This is a genomic window from Nocardia sp. NPDC051981 (genome assembly GCF_040680715.1).
Taxonomy (GTDB): Bacteria; Actinomycetota; Actinomycetes; order Mycobacteriales; family Mycobacteriaceae; genus Nocardia.
On the sequence record NZ_JBFAXK010000001.1, the window covers coordinates 472,551 to 493,119 of the forward strand.

The 20,569-nt window shown below is 62.9% G+C and carries 17 protein-coding genes and 1 pseudogene; 6 read left to right on the top strand and 12 right to left on the bottom strand.

The features are described from left to right. Positions 1–4 precede the first annotated feature (4 nt). Positions 5–715 (bottom strand): helix-turn-helix transcriptional regulator, encoded by a 711-nt coding sequence (locus AB0L60_RS01975; RefSeq protein ID WP_364605785.1) that lies wholly within the window; start codon positions 713–715, stop codon positions 5–7. Between the two features lie 45 nt (positions 716–760). On the opposite strand from AB0L60_RS01975, the gene AB0L60_RS01980 reads away from it, so the two are divergent. Beyond that, positions 761–2,491 carry a recombinase family protein gene (locus AB0L60_RS01980; protein ID WP_364605787.1) on the top strand — a complete coding sequence of 577 codons (1,731 nt, stop codon included), beginning with the start codon at positions 761–763 and terminating at the stop codon, positions 2,489–2,491. On the opposite strand, the gene AB0L60_RS01985 is transcribed toward AB0L60_RS01980, so the two are convergent. From AB0L60_RS01985 to AB0L60_RS02010, 6 genes are all read right to left on the bottom strand, one after another. Further along, positions 2,488–2,664 (bottom strand): hypothetical protein, encoded by a 177-nt coding sequence (locus AB0L60_RS01985; protein ID WP_364605789.1) that lies wholly within the window; start codon positions 2,662–2,664, stop codon positions 2,488–2,490. The two genes, AB0L60_RS01980 and AB0L60_RS01985, sit on opposite strands and share 4 nt — an antisense overlap. 103 nt (positions 2,665–2,767) lie before the next feature. Continuing rightward, positions 2,768–4,414 carry a replication initiator gene (locus tag AB0L60_RS01990; RefSeq protein WP_364605791.1) on the bottom strand — a complete coding sequence of 549 codons (1,647 nt, stop codon included), beginning with the start codon at positions 4,412–4,414 and terminating at the stop codon, positions 2,768–2,770. Next, entirely contained in the window at positions 4,411–5,997 is a 1,587-nt protein-coding gene (locus AB0L60_RS01995; RefSeq protein WP_364605793.1) for a cell division protein FtsK, read from the bottom strand. The genes AB0L60_RS01990 and AB0L60_RS01995 overlap by 4 nt, the downstream gene beginning before the upstream one ends. Positions 5,998–6,128: 131 nt before the next feature. Next, entirely contained in the window at positions 6,129–6,605 is a 477-nt protein-coding gene (locus tag AB0L60_RS02000; protein WP_364605795.1) for a hypothetical protein, read from the bottom strand. Positions 6,606–7,659: 1,054 nt separating this feature from the next. Then, positions 7,660–8,127 carry an NUDIX domain-containing protein gene (locus AB0L60_RS02005; protein ID WP_364605797.1) on the bottom strand — a complete coding sequence of 156 codons (468 nt, stop codon included), beginning with the start codon at positions 8,125–8,127 and terminating at the stop codon, positions 7,660–7,662. Beyond that, positions 8,120–8,875, bottom strand: coding sequence for a DUF5919 domain-containing protein (locus tag AB0L60_RS02010; protein ID WP_364605799.1), 756 nt, complete (start codon positions 8,873–8,875; stop codon positions 8,120–8,122). The genes AB0L60_RS02005 and AB0L60_RS02010 overlap by 8 nt, the downstream gene beginning before the upstream one ends. 180 nt (positions 8,876–9,055) lie before the next feature. Between AB0L60_RS02010 and AB0L60_RS02015 the strand changes: the two genes are divergently transcribed. Both AB0L60_RS02015 and AB0L60_RS02020 read left to right on the top strand, forming a co-directional pair. Beyond that, positions 9,056–9,562: a hypothetical protein gene (locus AB0L60_RS02015; RefSeq protein WP_364605801.1), complete on the top strand. Its 507-nt coding sequence runs from the start codon at positions 9,056–9,058 to the stop codon at positions 9,560–9,562. 812 nt (positions 9,563–10,374) lie between these two features. Beyond that, complete coding sequence (locus AB0L60_RS02020; protein WP_364605803.1) at positions 10,375–11,286, top strand: hypothetical protein; 912 nt, start codon at positions 10,375–10,377, stop codon at positions 11,284–11,286. A 424-nt stretch (positions 11,287–11,710) separates the two neighbouring features. On the opposite strand, the gene AB0L60_RS02025 is transcribed toward AB0L60_RS02020, so the two are convergent. The 3 genes and pseudogenes from AB0L60_RS02025 to AB0L60_RS02035 form a co-directional block, all read right to left on the bottom strand. Beyond that, on the bottom strand, positions 11,711–14,596 hold the full coding sequence (locus AB0L60_RS02025; protein WP_364605805.1) for a tetratricopeptide repeat protein: 2,886 nt from the start codon (positions 14,594–14,596) through the stop codon (positions 11,711–11,713). 162 nt (positions 14,597–14,758) lie between these two features. Then, positions 14,759–15,061 (bottom strand): hypothetical protein, encoded by a 303-nt coding sequence (locus tag AB0L60_RS02030; protein WP_364605807.1) that lies wholly within the window; start codon positions 15,059–15,061, stop codon positions 14,759–14,761. A 302-nt stretch (positions 15,062–15,363) separates the two neighbouring features. Next, positions 15,364–15,498: pseudogene (locus AB0L60_RS02035) on the bottom strand (transcriptional regulator); the annotation flags it as partial. Positions 15,499–15,665: 167 nt separating this feature from the next. Between AB0L60_RS02035 and AB0L60_RS02040 the strand changes: the two are divergent. Together AB0L60_RS02040 and AB0L60_RS02045 are read left to right on the top strand one after the other, a co-directional pair. Further along, the gene (locus AB0L60_RS02040; protein WP_364605809.1) at positions 15,666–17,246 is read left to right on the top strand and encodes a serine/threonine-protein kinase; all 1,581 of its coding nucleotides are present in this window, start codon (positions 15,666–15,668) and stop codon (positions 17,244–17,246) included. Positions 17,247–17,447: 201 nt separating this feature from the next. Next, on the top strand, positions 17,448–18,209 hold the full coding sequence (locus AB0L60_RS02045; RefSeq protein WP_364605811.1) for an SDR family oxidoreductase: 762 nt from the start codon (positions 17,448–17,450) through the stop codon (positions 18,207–18,209). Between the two features lie 73 nt (positions 18,210–18,282). Here AB0L60_RS02045 and AB0L60_RS02050 read toward each other — a convergent pair whose 3' ends face one another. Next, on the bottom strand, positions 18,283–19,002 hold the full coding sequence (locus tag AB0L60_RS02050; RefSeq protein ID WP_364605813.1) for an AMP-binding protein: 720 nt from the start codon (positions 19,000–19,002) through the stop codon (positions 18,283–18,285). Between AB0L60_RS02050 and AB0L60_RS02055 the strand changes: the two genes are divergently transcribed. Beyond that, complete coding sequence (locus AB0L60_RS02055) at positions 18,950–19,438, top strand: MarR family transcriptional regulator (protein ID WP_364605815.1); 489 nt, start codon at positions 18,950–18,952, stop codon at positions 19,436–19,438. The genes AB0L60_RS02050 and AB0L60_RS02055 overlap by 53 nt on opposite strands. Here AB0L60_RS02055 and AB0L60_RS02060 read toward each other — a convergent pair. Further along, positions 19,389–20,462 (bottom strand): zinc-binding alcohol dehydrogenase family protein, encoded by a 1,074-nt coding sequence (locus AB0L60_RS02060; protein ID WP_364605817.1) that lies wholly within the window; start codon positions 20,460–20,462, stop codon positions 19,389–19,391. The two genes, AB0L60_RS02055 and AB0L60_RS02060, sit on opposite strands and share 50 nt — an antisense overlap. Positions 20,463–20,569: the final 107 nt, after the last annotated feature.

The window sequence follows — 20,569 nt, forward strand, 5'->3', positions numbered from 1 at the left end:
TGGCTCAGGCGTGCACGGAGTGCAGCCCGGCGAGCCGGGCCAGCGCCGCCGCGGCCGGAGACTCCGGCGCGGCGGTGTACACGACCAGCAGCTGATCGGGATCGCCCGGCAGCGCGAAGGTTTCGTAGCCGAGTTCCAGCCGCCCTGCCTCGGCATGCTGAATCAGCTTGGCGCCGCGCGTCTTCTCCTTGATCGGATGCGCGGCCCACAGCCGCCGGAAGACCGCGCTGCGGGCGGACAGTTCCCCGACCAGCGCCGCCACCCGCGGATCGTCGGGATGCAGTCCCGCATCGCGCCGCAGGAACGCGACGGTCTCGCCGGCCACCGTCTCCCAGTCGGGATAGAAAGTGGACGCGGCGGGATCCAGGAACAGGTAGCGCGCCTGGTTACGTTCCGCGGCGGGTATGCGCGAGAAGCCGGATACCAAGTCGCCCAGGGTATTCCAGGCCAGCACATCCATGCGCCGCCCCAGCACGAAGGCGGGCGCGGTGAGGGCGTCGAGCACCAGCCGGACACCGGGGTGGACGGTGTCGCTGTACACGCCGGACACGGTGGTCGGATGCGCATCGACGGTGCCGCCCGGCCGGGCCAGCGCGTACAGGTGCAGCCGCTCCTGATCACTCAGCCGCAGGGCACGGGCGACCGCGTCGAGCACGGCATCCGAAACATGTTTGCCGCGGCCCTGTTCCAGGCGGATGTAGTAGTCGACGCTCACCCCAGCGAGACTTCACTTACACACTCCTTCCCGTACGGTGGTGGCATGACGCGATCGATGGCTCAGGGTGAACCGTTGTGGCTCAACGAAATTAACGAGTTGCTGGCAGCTGGAGTGGCTGGCGTGGACCCGGCGGAGTGGGTGTATGGGTACGTGCGGATCTCTCGGGATGAGAAGGACCGCGCCGAGGGTGTGCAGTTGCAGGCCAAGAACGAGGTTGCCTACGCGACCCGCAAGGGGTTGCGGTTGGCGCGGATCCTTTGTGACAACGATCTTTCCGGTGCCGACGCGACGCGCCCGGGCCTGACCGAGGTGCTGACACTGGTGCGGCGCGGTCCGGTGAAAACCATTTTGGCCCGTGACGTGGCGCGGTTGACCCGGGATTACGACTTGGGCAACGAGTTGATGAAGGCTGGGCGTGATGAGGGCGTGCGGCTGGTGTTCATGCGCGACAGCGATTACGACCTGACCACGGGTGCGGGCCGCAAGAGTTTCATGGTGAAGGTTGCCGAAGCGGCGGAGTACCGGGAGACCAACACCGAAAACCTGTTGGACCGCATGAGCGAGGAGGCCGCGAAGGGCGTGATGCAGGGCGGTTCGCGCCGGTTCGGGTACGGCAAGATCGTCGGCCAGCATCCGATTACCGGTGCCGACATTGTTGATCGAAACACGCTGCGGGACAGTGAGTTCGATGTGCTTCGGGAAGGTTGTGACCGGGTGATCAACGGGGAGTCTCAGACCGCGATCGTCAGCGACTGGAATGCGCGGGCTGTGACCACAACCGAGGGCGGACCGTGGCGGGTTGGCCAACTGTCGCGGCAGCTGCTGTTGGAAGCCTATGTGGCCTATGACCTGGGGGAGCACACCGATGTGAACGGTGCCCGCTGTGAATGCTTGAACAACCCTGTGGGCAACGGAATTCGGGTGCATCGGCGCACCAACACCCGCCATCGTGCCCAGTGGCCAGCGATATTCACCCGCGCCGAGCACGACGCCATGCGGGTAGCGCTGCGATCCCACGACCGCGCGAAGAACTCCGACCGGCCGCGCCAGCGCAACGGCGAGTACTGGCTGACAGGGTTGGTCGAGTGCGGAGGAGTGTGGGCCGAGGACACCGAACGCGCCGGGCAGGAATGCCGATCGTGGATGATCGGATCGGTGTTGGAGCGAAAGCGCGAGCACCACACGATCAGTCAGCGCCGTTACCGATGCCAGAGCCGAGATGCGGCGAGGGTGCGGTGTGGCTGTGGGCGGGTGTTTCGGGATGCGAGCGCGTTGGAGATGTTCGTCGCTGAGCAGGTGATCGCCGCCTACGAGGACCCCGAGATTCTCGCCCGCCTGGATCGCGGCAACGACAACGCGGGGCGTATCGCGGAGTTGGAGAAACGCATCGAGGTCACGACCGGCAACCTCGATGCCGAGACCGACCGGCGCACCGAGGTCTTGACCGGCGGTGGTGACGAGTACGACTTGCGGGTTATCGACCGCACCATCACCGGCCTGAAAACCACGTTGAAAGCTCTTCGCACGGAGCAGGATTCGTTGCGCAGTGCGGCAGCGTTGGCGGTGCTGGCCGACATCGGTTCCACGCCGGGGCAGTTGCGTGCGGCGTGGAGTGCGAAGGGTTCTCGGTGGCGACACGAGGCCACCGCGCGTCTGGTGGAGAAAATCGTCGTGAGACCGGCGAAACTCTATGCCGCGCGGTGGACCGATCAGAACGGCCACACGTGGCGGTTCGATACGTCCTCGGTCGAGATCGTCTGGCGCGATTTCTAGCCGCCTCGTTGCGTGTGCTGGTCGCCCGTGTCGAGGGTGGCCAGCGCATTGTGCAGGAACAACGCCAGCGACTCGATCACCGCAGGGTTGTCGATGCGGGGCGGCAACCCTTGGCTCAGCCGGCTCTGCGCGACCAGGCGGCGGGTCTCCTCACTTGTCGGGCCGACCATCATCGGTATGTGCGTAGTCCCGCCGGCCGCGCGGGTACACCCCGAACCCGCCACCGAAGCATCACGCCGGTGCCCACGAGTGCCCGGATTCCGGCGTTGCCGAACACTAGTCACCGCCACCACCTCTGCCCGTCTCGCCAGTAGCCGCCACGTCGAGGTCGGGTGGTTGCCCGGCGGCCAGATAGGCCCGGTCGTATTCAGCCCGCCACGCGAGCCGTTCGACGATGGCCGCCAGCAGTAACCGCCGCCGGGGTGGCAGACGCGTCCCCGGGGCCGGGAGAGACCAGGCATAGCGGCGCGGGTCCGGAGCAGGCTTGTCGATCCCCACGAACTCGAGCGTCCGTCGCACGAACTCCAGCCGATCGGCCCGATGGTCACCCACGGTCTTCCCTGTCCACCTACGCGAGGTCAACACCCGATTGCCAGGCAAGCCCAAGGTGTCGCGCCGGTGCGCCCGGGCCTTGCACCGGCCCGGGATCGTCTTGCCCGTCGCGTCCTTGGGAACGATGCCGTAGAGCAGCCACACCGCGCACCGAGGCGAACACGGCGTGACACACAAGGTTTCATGCAGCCGCTCGTAATGCGTCCGCGCACGCGCGGAGGTCGCTTCCAGCACCTGGTCCACGGACTTGTGGAGGTATTTGCACACGTAGTCGATGTGCCGGTTGGCTTCCTCTGTACCGCCCAGGATGCCCCTGGAATGCACCTGTGCCCCGAATCGGGCCACGTGCGCGGGTTGCGCGTCCTCGGCGAAGGTCTCCTCGATCGCCTCGTCCCAGGACTGCAACACCGCGCCCGTGTCCGGGTCGACGAACGTCTCGGACCGCTTGTCCCACATCGGTGCCCGGGCGGGGTCGGCCGGGTCGTAGCGCAGGTCCCCGGGATCGGGCCACCACACCTGGTGATACGTCGCGGCGGCGACTTGCCGAATGATTTTGTGCGGGATGGCACCGCGGATCGCGACATGCACATGCGGGGCACCACGGCGCTGCGGTTCGACCGACGCGAAATACTGAACATCCCACCCGACCGCCCGGCGCAGGTTGTCGATGAACCGAGAGAACAACCGGGAGAACGCGATCGCATCCCACGCCGCCCGCGAATAATCGTAGTCGCGCGCGTCGATCGGCGAACCGTCGTCGCGGTGGACCTTGCCGTAGCTGTCGAGGGTCAGGGTGATCATCATCGAGGGCGTGTACTTGCCCGCGAATTCATGCCCGAGGGTGCGATCGGTGATCGGCAGGCGCGGCAGCGCGGGGGTGTCCTGACGCCGCCGAGTCGAACGCTTCGCAGTCGAGTCGGCCGGCGGTTCGTCATTTTCAAGTGCCGGCGGTGTGCCTCGCATGCCCATCGCGATCAGCTGGGCATCGACCCATCCGATCTCCTTGCGCAGTTCGGTCTCATCGGCCACGAGACCTTCCTCCCGCGCTTCGGTCAGGACGGCCATCAGGTCGGCGCGGTAGCCCACCATCCCGGTCTGATCGAAAGTCACCCGTGCCCTGGGCGGTTCGGGTTCTTCGGTCAAGTGCCAGCCTTCCCGACATTGGGTCAACCGCACCAACTTGGCCTTGCGGGCACAGGGCGGGCACACCGATTCGAGGGTGTGCCCACAAGGCACCGACACCCATTCCATGCGCCCGGTGTGCAGGTCGAGGCGTTGCAGGACCACCGGGCGGATGCACACCCCGAACCGTTGTGCGGTGGCGAGGGTGATCTCATCGAGTGAAGGTCCCAGCCGCTGTAGCGCGCTCATCGGTTGCGCCCCTTGCCATCCCGAGCCGAACCGTTGCGCCCCGAACGCCCGATACCAGAGTTGTTGTTGCCGTTGTCGGTCCACAGGTAGTCGTCCAGATCGATCACGACCGGGTCACCCGCCACGGCATCACCGCTGTAGCGCCGGGGCGGTGTGAAGGTCGCGATCATCCATCGGATGTCGTCGTCGGTGACGTGGAACGCGCGGACCCGTTCGATCTCGGAGGTCAGTTCCTCGTCTTCGTTGGTCTCCGGGACTTTGGGGTCGTTGCCAGGGGTGATCTGCACATACCCGACCCCGGGAGTCTTGCGGGAGATCAGATCGCACAACGCACCCCGATCACGCCCGGACGGCCCGAACACCATCGCCACCTGAGTGGCCTCACTCAACCGCAGCCCGATCCGCGTGGGATACAACTGTCGCAGCCGCATGACCTCCTTCGAGGGGTCCTGCACACAGCCGACGACCACCACACCGGCCGCACGGCCCATCGTCAGAAGCAGACCTAGTAGGCGTTCGATCTCCTCTTTCACCCGCTTGTCCGAGTAGTACTCGGTCAGCGACGCCGCCTCGTCGATGATCAACAGGATCATCGGTTCCTCGAACGACGGGATCAGCTTGCGGGAGTGCTCGCGCATGCGTGCCAGACGCGCCAGCATGATCCGGGCGGCCTCCCGCAGCATTTCGAGCGCGCCGCCACTGTTGTCGTAGGCGAACCGGTCGAACCAGTGCATTCCGAATCCGAACTCCGCCCCTCCCTTTGGGTCACACGTCCACACCACCACGATGCCTCGGGTGATCGCGGGCATCAGGGCCGCGATGATCGACCACGCCACCGACCCCTTGCCCGAGCCCATCTCACCAGCCACCAGCACATGAGTGCCCAGCAGTGGTAGCCGCCATGGCTTGCCCAGTTGGGTCATGCCGACCGGGATCGATTCCAGGTCAACGGTTTTTGCGCTGCACAACTCTCGGGGCAGGGGGATGGGGTTGCGCAGGATGTCGGTGTGGATGACTTCCACCCGTACCCGCCCCGACGTGGTGTGCCGTATCCGCAATGCGACCGCCCTGAACGAGTGCCGCAACTCTTCGGACCGGTTTGCCCAGGTCTCGACCTTCTGCCCGTGCAATAACCCGATCTCGAGAACATCGGCGATCCGCCCGATCCGGGTCGAGTACACCGGCGGAGTCAACACCCGGGTGTCGATTTCAGCGGTCAAGTGCTGCAACGCCATCACCTCACGCCACCGGCGCGTATAGCGCCAATACCGCCGATACCGGTACCGGATACGCGCACTCACCCACCGCTCGAACGACCTCGGCCACGCCAGCCGCCACCACCCCCACACCAGCAGCGCACCGACCCCTGCCGCGACCCCGTAAGGCCAGCCACGCCACCAGCCCAGCGCCACAGCCCCCGCCACCGGTAGCGACAGCATCGGGAACAGCACCGCCCACCACACGGCGATCAGCAGCCCATATGCGAGTTTGACGATCAACTCGCCGAAATCGGCCAACAACATCGAGCCGGTATCGGATTGCCCGCGCGGGGGCTGATTCTGATAGTTCGCAGATCGAACCACGGTAGAACCTTCAATCATTATCGAAAACGAAACATGTTGTGTCGCACCGAGATACAGCGCGAAAGACGAACCCTAGGGTGAGTCCGGCCGTGGAGAGACCGCACGGCGGGACCCACCCGCGGTTACCTGGATCAGGCGGGAGACTTGCCCGAGCCGCCACCAGCGGCGGAATTGGCGCGCGGGGACGGGGCGGGGGCATAGCCCGTGGCACGCACCGTGTACGCCTGGTACCGGTACTCGCCCTGACCACCCACGCGCGGCTGAACAGTGACCCCCGACAGCTGGATCGGGCGCATACCCGGCGCGAGCTCCGGAGTCGTGGGGACCGGCTCGGTGTCGGCGAGCAGCAGCAGGTCATAGCTGGCGCGCTTGGCGTTGGCCTCACCCGGATCGGTGACCGCGATCTTCCACACCAGCGCCCCCGTCACCGGGTCGCGCTTCTGCGGACCTGGACGATCCGGCACCCCCGAATACTCCGTGTCCGGCCGCACCGGACCCATCTGATACAAACCCAGCGCGAAGAACTCTTCGAACACCACCGGAAACCGCAGATCCTTCCGCGGATTTTTCGACTGGTTGTCGTGCATGTTGCTCTGTTCCAAAGCCATGACGGCTCAACTCCATTCGTGCGTTTGAGATCAACAACCGATGCGCCGGAGGACGACCCCGGCCGCCACGACATCCCGAACCGGGATGTCACGGCATTGGTGACCAGCACGACAGGCGGACCACGCACACGGGCACAACCCCGCACACGCGTAATCGAACGCATGCCCACCCGCCCCGAGCGGGGTGTGGAAACCCTCAGCCGGCGGCAGCAAGCACGCGTATCCACTACTGTGGACACAGCAGAGCTCCTCTGCAATGAGATGGTTCAGGTTCGCCAGGCTGGGATTGCACCCCGTTAACCTGGCGTGATATCTCGTTTCGCTGGTCCCCCGTTGACGCGGGGGGCCAGCCACGAGCGCAAAGACTCAGGCCGTCATCACGTCACCCGATAGATACCCGCCTTTCCGTTCACACTTTGTAGCAAGCTCTGTACCGCACCCAGTCTGCCATCAAATCGGGCACTCTGAACCTTCCAGAACCGTTCGTTTTGACAGGTTTCCGCGAGAGCCTCACACCAGCGCGGTCGCGAACACGCAAACCCCAAACATCCGGCACCGCAATCAGGTCCGCGTCCGACAGGTCACCGGATCTCCCGGCACCACCCTGTCTACCAGCGGAGTCGACATGAGCGCGACACACCTGTTGTGTGCCATCCCGCCCACCGGCAGACGCGAAGCCAGCCCACAACACCGCGGCCACCGAAAGACTAAGCACGATAGGGAGTTCGCAGACCTGCCGCGCTCGACGTGCCGCGAGAATCAGCGACACGGAATCAACTCCGCTTGCACGGCCGCTACCAGCGCGCCGCGCGAAAGAAGGGTACACAAAGTAGAACGGCTCGAGCCCAAACCCTTTCTCGCTGTTGGCTTCCAGTTGCCGTACTACCCTGACATCCATCATCCAGCCAAAACGACCAAGGTCAAGCAAAACTACTGGCAAGGGTTTTACCAGTCCACCGAACCCACACGGCTACAACGAGACTCGGACCAGACGGGGGCGTCCTCAGCGGATACTCATCGATCACCCTGGGCACCAGCGGTTCACCAACGCCATCTATTGAACGACCGGGTATCTCCCCGAACGCCAGTCGTTCACACGCCGACGAATACTCTCGACCATCGGAAGTGCATCAACTTCGCCCGGGTCGAACCAGGCGACTTCGTGGGACTCGTCGGACACGGCAAGTTCTCCGCCGGTCGGCGTTCCGAGAAGACAGATTGAGAACTCTTGCCGTACTTCGCCGTCGTCGTAGGCGAAGACGTGCCGCGGGTTGGTATAGGTACCAACGATGCCGACTATCTCGATGTCGATTCCGGTCTCTTCCTTGGTCTCGCGGATGCCGCATCCAGCAAGGGACTCCCCGAGTTCCATCTTGCCGCCCGGAAGCGCCCACATGCCGTTATCGACCCGGCGTTGGAGCAGCACTTGCCCACGGTCGTTCACCACAACCACAGAGGCAGCAGGGACCAAGCTGTTCGGCGCGGGCGCGTTCGGATCGTCTTCGTAGTCGCGTCTAGCCATTCTGCGCCTCCTCCCAGATGTCCCGGCCTCGGGACCACAGTTCTTCTACATGCTCGGCGAACCGGTCGAACATGCCATCGTTCTGTTCACGGCGGATGTGGAACATCGGTGAGTCATGCCCGACTCTTCGGGCAAGGATCGGCGTAACGATCATGTCGTTGTCGAACCTGAACACCGAGATGTTGACGTGCCCGGTTTCGTACCGGGCTTGGATGTTGTTGATACCGCGCAGCTTGTGCAACTCTCCAACCGTCACGGCTATCCGGGTGGACAACGTGAGGGGTACCCCTTCCTCCCGCTCTCGCTCTCGGGTGGTCGCCGAGTCCGGGTCGCCGATCAGGAACCGGATACGGCAACCGTTTGCCGCCTTCTTACCTAGCAGGTTGCCGAGGTTCGCATGCTCCAACCACAGGAAATAGTTCGTATATCCCGCGAACACCAGCTCTCTGTGCGCTCCGTGAATCAGGCTGCGCCACAGCGATGCTGGGGCAGCCGAGCGATACGGGAACACTTGAACGATCTCGCGGTCCGCACCCATCTTGAGGCTCACACGTACAGCTGAAGGCCACAAATCAGCCTCCTCTACTCCCAGCAGCTGGCACACCGCCCAGCGGTGGCGGGCGTGTGGCGTACGGGTCGGGTGCGTGATCCACCGGTTCACGGTCTTGACATCCACTTCACATGCTTCCGCCAAGGCTTGATCCGATACACCCGCTTTGGACATCGCCAATCTCAGCGCTTCATTCAACGTACGCCTCCGTGGGGGACACTCCGGGACGTTACTAACGCTAGTTCTAAAACGTCCCAAACGTCCGGCAAACGCGGTGGTAACGCACTTTTCCGGTTCGTAGCGTCAAGGTCAGGCGCTCAGGGGCGGCTGAACGCTCCCGTTCCTGAGTTGCCTCACCAACGGCGGACAGGGGTCGAAATGAACCGGCGCACAAGGCTCTACAAGTTCCCCGGAGGCGTATTCGAACTCCAGGCCACCGAAGACGACTCCGAGGACTATGGCGGCTTCTACCTCCAGTTCCAAGACTTCTACATGCTTGATGACCATGAAGACAGAGGTGTTGTAATGCGTTACAAGCCAACATGTTTGGGCTATCTCCGGACCGATGTGTCCGGAGTGGCCCAGCTGTGGGACCAGAGCCAGATCCGCAAGCTCGCAACGCGTCTGGGCTACGACTTTGCCGACATGGTGATCTACGATCCCCGATTCGGACGGCCACCGCTGGCCCGCCTGAAGGCGCAAGTAACCCGCCTGGACGCCGAAGCAGTCATAGTCCCCAGTCCCGAGCACTTCCAGGGCGGGGAGATCCCCGGAACGCTAGTGCAGCAACTCGACGTGATCACCGTGACCCCGGAAGAGACCTACGCCCGGCGGACGATGCCTCCGCTTCGCGACCCGCCACCCGCCAAGGCAGACGGCGCTTAGACCACTCCGATAGCTCGGGACCTGAAAGGGGGTGGTGTATCGACCGAATTCACGACAGACCGATGACGTTGTTCCACAACGCATTTCGCGACGAGCCCTCGGCCACCGCAACCGTGCCGAGGGTTTCCGCATCCTCGGGAGGTCCCAGTCCACCGGAGACGGATTGGGGCCACTCCTGCATGCTTCGGTCGCCCGCCAATGCTGGCACTCTGCACGCGGGGTGTGCCTGCCGGGATGCGTCGCATCAGGCGCGGGGCTCACCGATGCGTCCCGCGAATCCTGGTGTGCCACAGTCTCGACACCCTGCGCAGCGAGAGAAGAGAGCGGAACCCCCGAAAAGGGAAAAAGGAAAGAAGAAGAAAGAAAAGCGGGAACCCCCGAAGAGAACTTGCCGAATTTTCCTCTACAGGATCAAGAGCGGCGCGCATGCGCGCGCCGCCCGGGGTGCCGGCCCTACCGCTCCGCTCCCGGGCAGGCACCCCGGTGCAGAACCAGAGTGGGGACCGAATCAGCGTCCACCGATGCATAGTCCCGAGCGGATCGACACCGATGCCGGAGCGCCGTCCGTTCCGTCCTTGCGCCGCAGCATCCTCAGTACCCCAAGTCCGTAGTGCTGCCGCACCTCTTCGGGGCTTGCCATATTGGGCCTGCGTCAGCTGTCCCCGACTTGCTCTCCCGCAACCCGCCCACGAATCCTCCGACACTCGCGCATGGGCCTGGCGAGCGCCGACTTCGACTGACTGCCGATGTGCAAGCTGCCAGTTTCGTAATTGGATACCGTACAACCGATCAATCGTGCGAGGGTTGCAGCCATGACACTGATCCAGACACTCGTCACACCAAACCACATCCTACAAGTCTCTGACCGCCGACTTACGCGCGGCGATGGCACAATCTTTGCCGACTCGCATAATAAGGCCGTGTCGTGGTGTGGTGAAATGGCAATCGGGTTCACCGGACTGGCGTTCATCGATCGTGCGCAACGGAAGCCGGTGTCCGAGTGGATCGCCGAAATGCTGTGCGATGTCGCCGGTGTCGAGGAAGGCGTCGAGAAGCTCAGGAAGGGGGCCGAAGATGCAATTGCAAGGCTCCCCGCATCTTGGCCCGATAAGCGGCTAACCATAGTGATGACAGGATTCTTCGATGATCCTGCAGGCTTGCGACTCTCGGTGACTTACAAAATCTCGAACTTCGAGCAACGCGAGAAGATTTGGCCCCGCCACCAGCCCAACTTCTTCCGAACTATCTACCATGACCCAACGAGTGCCGACGTCATGTACTACGTGACCGCAGGTGCGAGCCTAGATCTCTGGCATCAACGCGTCATAAACAAGAGGATTTTCAGGGTCGCCCGCGGACCACAAGACGTAAATCGACTGGTGCGTTTGATGGTCGCACTTCAACGGCATGTGAGTGGCAGCAATGGAACGGTCGGCACAGATGCGATGGTGATATCCCTTCCAAAGAATCCGGTATCTCGAGGAATGATCCTCAGCCAGATAGATTCAGTCGGGTTAACAACAGATGCGGCGATGTTCAGCTACATCGCAGACGGTGGCTTTGTGCCGGAGAGATTTGGACCGCATTGGGTTTGCGGGGGAACCGCATTTGCCGATGTAAAAGGGTCGCAAATTGGGGATAATCCAGACGACCAAAGCATCAGCATCAGAATTCTCCGAATCCCACCGGGACCGGCCGCGCCCCTTGAGGAAACTGCGTCGTGATGACTGCGTGCACGGAGGTGACATCCGCCTCCGTCCCCGTATGCGGGCATTTGAGGAGTGTGTAACTGACATCTCACACCGGCCGGCAGCGCGGCCGACCGCGACCGCAGGAACTCATCGAGTTGATTGTCCGAACTCATCATTCGAGTCTAGAACGCGGACCCCGGCCCTGAGTGGCCCTGCCACTCCCAATTTCTCTCTAAAGGATCACGAGCGCGACAAGCCGCGCCGCCCGGCTGCCCGGGGCAGAACCACACAAATGAAGGCCCCGAAATCGCCACGCTATGCCCGCACAAAGTATGGCTAGAGTAGCCACATCCCGCCGCGCCCTCCGAGTTTGCCACCTGACTGCTATGAGTGGAACGAGGGCCGCGCTATCTCCGACCGAGGCGAAGCGGTGTCAGCGCGATCGGATCGTCAGTCGCTAGCTGTACTCACCATTCGATTCGATAGACCTATTCCTCAGCAACCGAAGGTTGCGCTTTATTTCAATAGATTCGCGCGTCCGGGCTACATCTCTAGAATGAGACTCCAAATAGTCTGAGTAGCTTTGTGCGGACTTCTCAATTATTGACATAACTCCCGCGATTGGAGCTCCTTTTGCCCGCAAGCTGAGGCGCGAAATCGTCAATCCAATACTGGCCGCATCGAGAATTGCCAGCCGATCAGATTCCGGCACCAAATCCAGAATCTGCCAGCCGTCATGAAAACCCGCAATCGCGAGATCTATCTCCCCCATTTTTTCGTGTGCGTCAGCTACATTAAAATAGGCGGATGCAACATTCAAAGGAACGACACTGTAGCCAGTGTCCATCATCCAGCGATAGATCGATATCGATTCTACACCGAATTCCACTGCTTCTTGGTGTAATTTCAGACTAGCCAAAGATGATGCATGGTTAGATAGTTCGCTTGCCAATTGTGCAGCAGATCCACCTGAACCGACATCCACCAGAGATCGATATATCTCGATTGCTTGGGCAGACAAATCAAGAGCGTTTCGATATCTTTTCCCGAGCGCTTCTGCGACGGCGGCGCAGCTAAATGCGGATGCCAAAGGTGAACTTGCTATATATGCATGCGTTTCGGCGATGCGCTTGAGTGAATCAATTGCGGGATACACCACATCAAGTGCCGAATTGTATTCTCGATTATCGATTAAGAGTGCGGCAAGATCGGTCTTGGCAATTGAGAGGTGCATACTTTCATTTATCCCCCCTCCTGCGGCAAGCTCTTCGTAGATCTGCACTGACTCCCGGATGGGCTCGACCGCATCTTTCAGATTTCCCGCCCGACGAAGGCAGTTACTGTAGTTAGCAAGAGCGGCGGCCACGTCGAATCGATTGTAGCCCGGAGTATCACTTTCGAGGTGTCGATGTATTCTCGCCGCATTCTCAGCCGATGTTGCAGCTTCCGAGAACTTTCCCAACTCAGCCAGAGAAATAGTCTTGCCGGTATACAATTTGCCGAGCTCGGCTAATTCGTCGATTTTCCCCCCGTCAGCCGAAAGCCGAGGTTGAATTTTGGCTATCCCTTCGGAAAAGGCTTGATATGCCTCGCCATATCTACCCATGTAGAAGAGTGAAAATCCGTAGGCCAAGAGCGCTTTAGCCAGATGACGGGAATTTTCCTCGACTTCTGCATCGAGTGAACGGGCGATCTCAAGAGCTTTCGAGGTCGCGTCAAGTGCACCACTCCGATCACCGATCCTCGCCAAACGGTTGGCCTGATTCACATGTATAGCGACCTTTGCTACTTGGCCAGAGGCAGCCTCCAGTCGGCTAGGCATCAGAGAGGTGGAGATTCTTGCCGCAGCGAAATCCAGATCAGAGTAACCCGAAGTGGGAATGAATTTATCGATCTTTTCAAGAACATCTGTCGAGATATCTAAGTTGAGAATCTTTTCGAGGATATTTCCACCAGCGCCAATTGCGAGATATGGATATTCTTGCAGAACTGGAATAAGTACACTTTCGGCAACGTGGGGCCACCGCAGTGCAGTCTCAACCAGTACCATCAGAGCGCGGGAGTTCTCCTTCGCGCCCTCCTCTGAATTGCCATCTTTCTGAGTGAGGATTTCCGATGTCGCCAATATGCTCCAGTCGTCAGACTGCCAGCCAATTGCCAGACCATGGCCGGGAATCGTTAGTGCAACGAAGTCCTCGGCTAAACGATCTGGATGGAGCGAAGCCAGCACCTTCGAAGAATCCATTGATGGGTAGCAGTAGACGTAATCATCAAGTATGATATCGGCTTTTAAAGTTGTCTCTGCTAACCCGCTTAGCGCCAATATCTTCCGCGCAGCAGTACGCTGCAGCTCGTCCGTAAACGCTGCGATGTACGCGGTGCGTGCGATTACGACAGGTGAAGTATTCAGGGGATCTTCTTGGCGAGTATGAAGAGAGTGCCAGTGCGTTCTTTCTCGGCGCAGCAGGTATGAAGATATGGCGGCGGGGTCTGCCGGTAGGTCGTCGTCTCGCCAGGCTGCGTCAGCCGCCGCCAATGCCGTCATATGCAGTGTTAGGGTATTCTGAAATTCGCTTCTATCGAGGTCTAAACTTTCCAGTTTTGAGCGCACCTTATCGACATCAACCTCAAGTACCGTAGAGAATGCGGTAGTCGCTTCCTGAACGATCTCAAAGCGTGGGATCCCTGGCTCGATCGGTAGAAGTAATAGCTGATTTGTAGAAATTGATAGATTGTTTTCGCAGAAATCCTGAACACTAGTCCACCAATATCCTGGTGATCGACCCAGGAGCAGGACGCGTACAGCTCTTTCGCTTTCGAGCGTCAAGTCGCGCATATGTATCATGAAGTTGATCAGGCGTGATGCGGGCCAGCGGTCTGCATAATCTACGATCGCTAGTACTCGAAAATTATCGCCTACTACAGAGCTGCTCCCCGCAGATAGAGGTTGGCTAGTAACGTGCCATACTGACCAGCCCTCACGGTTCTGACGGTGCGCTAGTTGTCTAGCAATTCTCGTCTTTCCTTGCCCTGCTGGTCCGTATATCAACTGCACAGACAGAGACTCAGTTGAAGCAATCCAATCCTGAAGGTTGGCAGTTTCAGCACCTCGGCCGATGAACGGTACGATTTGGTTCTGCGGATTGAGCAGAATGCTGGGCTGAGCGCGGGCTTTCTCTCGATTCCTTGGAGTTTCCGCTAGGAGAAACTTGCTAACTCCGAAACCGGAGTCGGGAACGGGAGCTATACTGACGTCGCCGCCTATCCCATGAAACTGATTGACGGTGCCAAAGATTATGGAATCTTTGATTATTTGGTTCGAACCACCAATAGTAAATTTCATCGGATCGCACCTTGCTACGAAGAGATCTGGCTAGATATCTCTGCTACATACTGACCAGGAATGGTGCCATATCTGGTTGTTACGCCAAACGTTGTGAAGCTACGCTTGTCTTTGGTCAGTTTGCTAAAAGGTCACATCGGACCACAAATGAAACATCATGATTTACCCTTGCTCTTGGCTAAGGTCACGGCCGACTTCTGATTCTAGGACCGCCTGGCTAGCAGGGGTGGAGCTTCTCTGAGTAACTGAGCCCCCCACTTTGGTGCCGGAGATCTTCTGCGTCGCGTCACCGCCTTGCACGCTCAGCCACCACTGCAACGCGCCGCCGACCAGAACGAACGCGACTGTTGCCAGCACCCAGGCAAGGGACCAACGCTGAGTCACCATTCCCGTCGCAATGTTCACCGCAGCTGCGATCGCAAACGTCACAGCGGCAGCGGCGCCGCGCTTCACATTGTTGCTCATCGTTTCCTTGTCGCTGGAGGGCCACCGGCGTCCGGGTATCACACAGTGTGCGGCATCGGACGTCCGACTTTACTGGCCGTCGATCAGGACTGGCCAATGTCGCGGAGCGTCGTCAGATCGGTGTGTCGGCTTTGGCGACTGCCGCTGGCCCACATGCGAAGTCGTGAAATTGCTCGCGGTACAGCGTACCGCCGGACACCTTGCCGTACATGAGCCCTGGACCTGTCTGCATCGAGTTCACACTCATGCACTCGCCACTCAGCGGTCTCGACGAGGATCAAAGGAGTGTGTAATCGATATCTCACCCCGGCCAGCTGCGCCACCTCCTCACGGCGCAGGCCGGGAACCCGGCGGCGGCCGTATTCGCGCAGCCCCGCGTCCGCGGGCTGGATGCGGGAGCGGCGCGAGCGCAGGAAGTCGCCGAGATCGTTCTGCATGGGGTCCAGCGTACGAACCGCTCCTGGTACCTATCCATGCTCAGATTCCACGTCTGTCACGGTTCCCCGGGTTCATCGCTGCGATAGGGCATCCGGTAGCGAGCGCTGGTGTACACCCGGTGCCGTCGCGGTCGTGCCGCAGTCTGTTCCGGGGGTACGGTCAGAGCATGTCCGGGCAGCACAGTGGCTCGTTCGGGACCTATCGTCTCGAACGCCTGCTGGGAAGTGGCGGCATGGGCGAGGTATGGCTGGCGCGCGACCGTACCGGCAGCACCGTCGCCGTGAAGGTGTTGTCTGCCGCGAACTCGGCAGATCAGGGCTATCGACGTCGCTTCGAGCGAGAGGCTCGGTTGGGGGCTCAGCTGCACCACCCGCACATCGTGCCCATTCACGCCTTCGGTGAAATCGACGGACACCTGTTCCTGGAGATGGCCTACATCGAAGGCCTCGACCTGGCCGCGCGCCTGCGGGCGGGCGCCATGGCTCCGGCTCGGGCTGTGGAGGTCATCGCCCAGGCGGCCGAGGCGCTGGATGCCGCACACGCGGCGGGACTTATCCATCGGGATGTCAAGCCGGGCAATATCCTCGAGCACACCACCGGTTTCGTGTACCTGATCGACTTCGGTATCGCCCGCGCCGCCGACAGCACCGCACTCACAGCCACCGGTCTGGTCGTGGGCACGTTGGAGTACATGGCACCGGAGCGGTTCGCCGGCACGCTCGATGCGCGCTCCGATATCTATTCGCTGGCCTGTGTACTCTACGAAGCCCTCACTCGGCATCCGCCCTTCAGCGGCAACCCGGCACAGCAGATGCACGCGCATTTGATGTCCGAACCACCGCGCGCCTCGCAGGCTGCCCCTGCTGTCCCGACCGCGCTCGACGATGTCATCGCCCGCGGCATGGCCAAGAAACCGGACAATCGCTACGCAAGCGCGGGAGAATTCGCCGCTGCCGCGCGAGCCGCCCTGGACCTGCCCGCACCGGCACGACCGCCCCCACCGATCCTGGACTCGGCAGCCCCCGGCCCCAGCCCGCAGACCCGCGTCATCACTGCCACCGGTCCGGCGGCGACTCACCCGGTGACGCACGAGTCCCACGCATCCGCACCTGCCCCTGCCGTACATTCCGATCCACGACGAAATCCTGTGGGGCCCAAACGGATATTGGCGGCAGCCGGGATTGCACTCATCGCCGCGGTGATCGTGTGGCTGTTCACCAGCGGCCTCGATACCGGGTCGGGCCCAGATACGAGCATCCCGGCACAGCCCTCTTCCGCGGCGACAACAGCGTCCGGTCCGCCGCCGTTCACGATCGGCGGTCAGCCCGCAGACCCGGCGCACACGGTGTACGACGGCAGTTTCGCCTTTACCGTGAGCGATGTGGTTTCCGGAGTACTGATCACCGCCCCGGCGAACGCAGACCGCGTCTACACCATCGTGACACTGACGGTCACGAACATGTCCGGACGTCAGCAACTGTTCACCATCGCCGCTCAGCGCCTGATCACCGTCGACGGGCGCTCGGTAGCCCCCGATGCAACCGCCACAGCGAGGCTTCACCCGTACAACGGCGAGTTCCACCAGCTCGCGCCCGGCACCACCACCACGATTCCTCTGGCCTTCGAACTCCCCGGTAAAGAAGGCAACAAGAATGACGATATGGGCAAGAAGAAAGACGCCATGCCGAGCCATCTGATCCTGCACGGGGAGCCCTCATCACCCGGCGTGACAGTACCGATCCGCTAGCCGACGCAGATCGTGAGCACGGCCCCGTCCGGCGCTCCGAGTGCCGCGAACTGATCCAATTCTGCTGGCGTGTAAGGTCGTTCGCCGCCAGCGTACGAACCCATCCTGGTACCGGCAGACCCAGGAAAACCGCAACCCTCGTTGCCGATCGCGCGCGCTCGCAGGATGAATGCACACGCAAAGAGCGAAGGAGCATTCGACATGAGCTACGAGAACCTGTCCGGCCGCGCCGCCGTCATCGCCGGAGCCGCCAGCGGCATGGGAGAGGCCACCGCACTGCTGCTGGCCCGCAACGGGGCCCGGGTGGCACTGCTGGCGCGGCGCGCGGACCGGCTCGACACCCTGGCCGCCAAGATCGAAGCCGAGGGCGGGATCGCGCTGGCGGTGCCGGTGGACGTCACCGACTCGGCGAGTGTGACCGCCGCGGCGGACGCGGTGCACGCCGCGTTCGGCCCGGTCGACCTGGTGGTGAACTCGGCGGGCGTCATGCTGCCCAACCCGATGACCGACGGCCGCGAGGACGAGTGGACCCGCATGCTGGAGACCAATGTGGCCGGGCGCCTGCACATGATCCGCGCCTTCCTGCCGGACCTGCTGGCCGCCGCGGACGCGGGACGCACCGCCGATCTGGTCAATATCTCCTCGATCGGCGCGCACGTGGCGTTCCCCGGCTACGCGGTGTACGGGGCCACCCAGGCCGCCATCACCCAGCTGTCGGCGGCGCTGCGCACCGAGCTCGGCGCGCGCAAGGTGCGCGTCACCAATATCGAGCCCGGCCTCACCGATACCGAACTCGGCAGCCACATCGACAACGCCGAGCTCAGCGGCGAGCTGGACGGCATGTTCGGGTTCATGGAGTCGCTGCGCGCGGACGATATCGCCGATCTGATCGCCTACACCGCCAGCCGTCCGGCGCACGTGAACCTGCGCCAGGTGATCGTCCTGCCAACCCAGCAGGCGTGAGGGAATCGGGTAGCCGCCCGGCGAAATCGGCTGGGCGGCAGCCACTTCCGCCAGATCAGCGCGCCCGCCGTATTCAGCACGGTGGCGGTGCCGTAGCCGACGAGCTGTCCGATCGCAGCGACCCGAGCCGGCCGTGGTGGTCGAGCTCGCCGTCACCGCGCCCGCAGCCCAGCTCCCCGGTGCGGTACATCCGATCGCCGGGCGCGCCGTACGGGTCGGCGATCAGCCGGATTCCGGTGAGCCCGGGCCGGTGATGGTAGCCGCGCGCCAATCCCGCACCGGCCACATAGATTTCACCGACCACTCCCGGCGGCTGCGGATTCATCCCCTCGTCCAGCACATAGCAGCGGGCGCCGGCCACCGGCTCGCCGATGGACACCGCGGCATGCGGCGCGACCGGGCTCAGCGGACGGCTCATGGTGGCGCACAGGCCCGCCGCCGCCCAGCCATAGCCGCTCACGAACGACCTTCCGGCCGACCAGATTCCGGTCAGCTTGGCCGGGCAGGGCGCACCCGCGGTGGCGAGCAGGCGCAGGTGCGGCAGCGGTTCCGCGCCGGAGGCGGCCCGGGTGAGCAGCTGGGGTAGCGTCAGCGCGACGGCCGTGCTGGTGTCGTTCCACTGTCGTAGCTGCCGCTGCCAATCGTAGGGCGAGTCGGTGAAGCTACCGGCGAACGTCGTTGCGGTATCGCAAACATCCGATGTGATAGACAGATTCCGCAGCTCGCGACGAAAGGACGGTATGGGACAGCCCGCGGATTCGTCCGGAAATCCGATCTCGTCCGAAAAGCCCACGGCCCGAGTGGAATTCGAGACCATGTTGCTCGGCCGCTACTCCATTGCCGCCCGCTACCGCCGCGCAGGCACCCGCCTCGATCGTAGCGCCTACGTCCTGCTCAGCCGCCTCAGCGTCGAGGGACCCATGTCCATCGGCCAGCTCACCGAGGCCTTCGGCCTCGACACCTCGACCGTCAACCGGCAGACCGCCGCCCTGCTGCGCGCCGGACTGGTCGACCGCATCCCCGACCCCATCGGCGGCATCGCCCGCAAATTCCGCATCACCGACACGGGCGAACAGGCACTGGAGGCCGAGCGGCAGGCCAATACCGAGGGCCTCGACCGCGTCATGGTGAACTGGTCCGCCGACGACGTGGCCGCCTTCGCGGGCTATCTCGAACGCTTCAACACCGATATCGAGCGCCTCGACGGGCGGCCCTGGCCTCGCCCCTGACGGATCGCCGGGGTGCGCACCCGAATCCGAGGATGCGCCCCGGCTTCAGGCGATGCGCACCGCGACCCGGCCCCGATTGCCGCGGGTCTCGATGAGCTCGAGTGCGGCATCCATCTCGTCGAGCGGAACAATGGTGTGGCGGGGGGGGGGGGGGGGGGCGGCGCCGCGGGGGGGGGGGCGGGCCCCCCCCCCCCCGCCCGCGCGCCCCGCGCCCCGCCCCCCCCCCCCCCCCCCCCCACGCCAGCAGGTTCCACAGTTCGGCCCGCCAGCCCTCCAGCAGATCGGCCCGAGTCCGGCTGAGCAGGCCCATCGAGAAGCCGCCGACGGTCTTCAGCTCGCCGAGCAGGCTGCCCGCGTCGATGGTTCCGCCGAACGCGCTGAAGGCGATCAGGCGACCGTGCGGGCCGAGGATGTCCACGCAGCGCTGAGCCACGTCGCCACCTACGCCGTCGAGGACGACGTCCACCCGCTCGGTCCAGGCGTCCGCGTAGGTGACGACCTCGTCCGCGCCACAGTCGCGCAGGAACTCGGCCTTGTCCAGGCTGCCGACGGCCGCGATCACCCGCACCGCCCCCAGCGCCCGGGCCAGCTGGACGGCCAGATGCCCGACCCCGCTGGCCGCGCCGGTGACCAGCACCGACTCCCCCGCGACGAACCGTGCCGTGCGCAGCAGGCCCAGGGCGATGACGCCGCCCCGCACCAGCGTGAGCGCGTCGGCGGCATCCACCCCGGCGGGGATCTCGGACATCAATTGCGGTGCGGCAAGGGCATATTCGGCGTAAGCCCCCTCGAAGACCACGCCGCCGACCCGTTTGCCCACCCAGTCGGCGAGGTCCGGTCCGGCCGCCACCACCGTGCCGACGATCTCACCGCCGTCGGGTCCGCCGTCCCGCTGCAGCATGCGCACCAGCCCGAGGTGGACGCCCGCCAGCTCGATGCGCACCAGCAACTGGCCCGGGCCGGGCACGAGTTCGGCGGCGGTGACGACGACGGGACTGCGGCCGGAGAACTGAATCTTGCGCACTGGCAGTGCCTTTCGGTGAGACCCGGCGCTTCCGCCGATTTTTCTATGTTTAACCTAAAATTAGGCATGCCACCCTTCATATGTCAAACCTAAAAATTTCCTCCGAC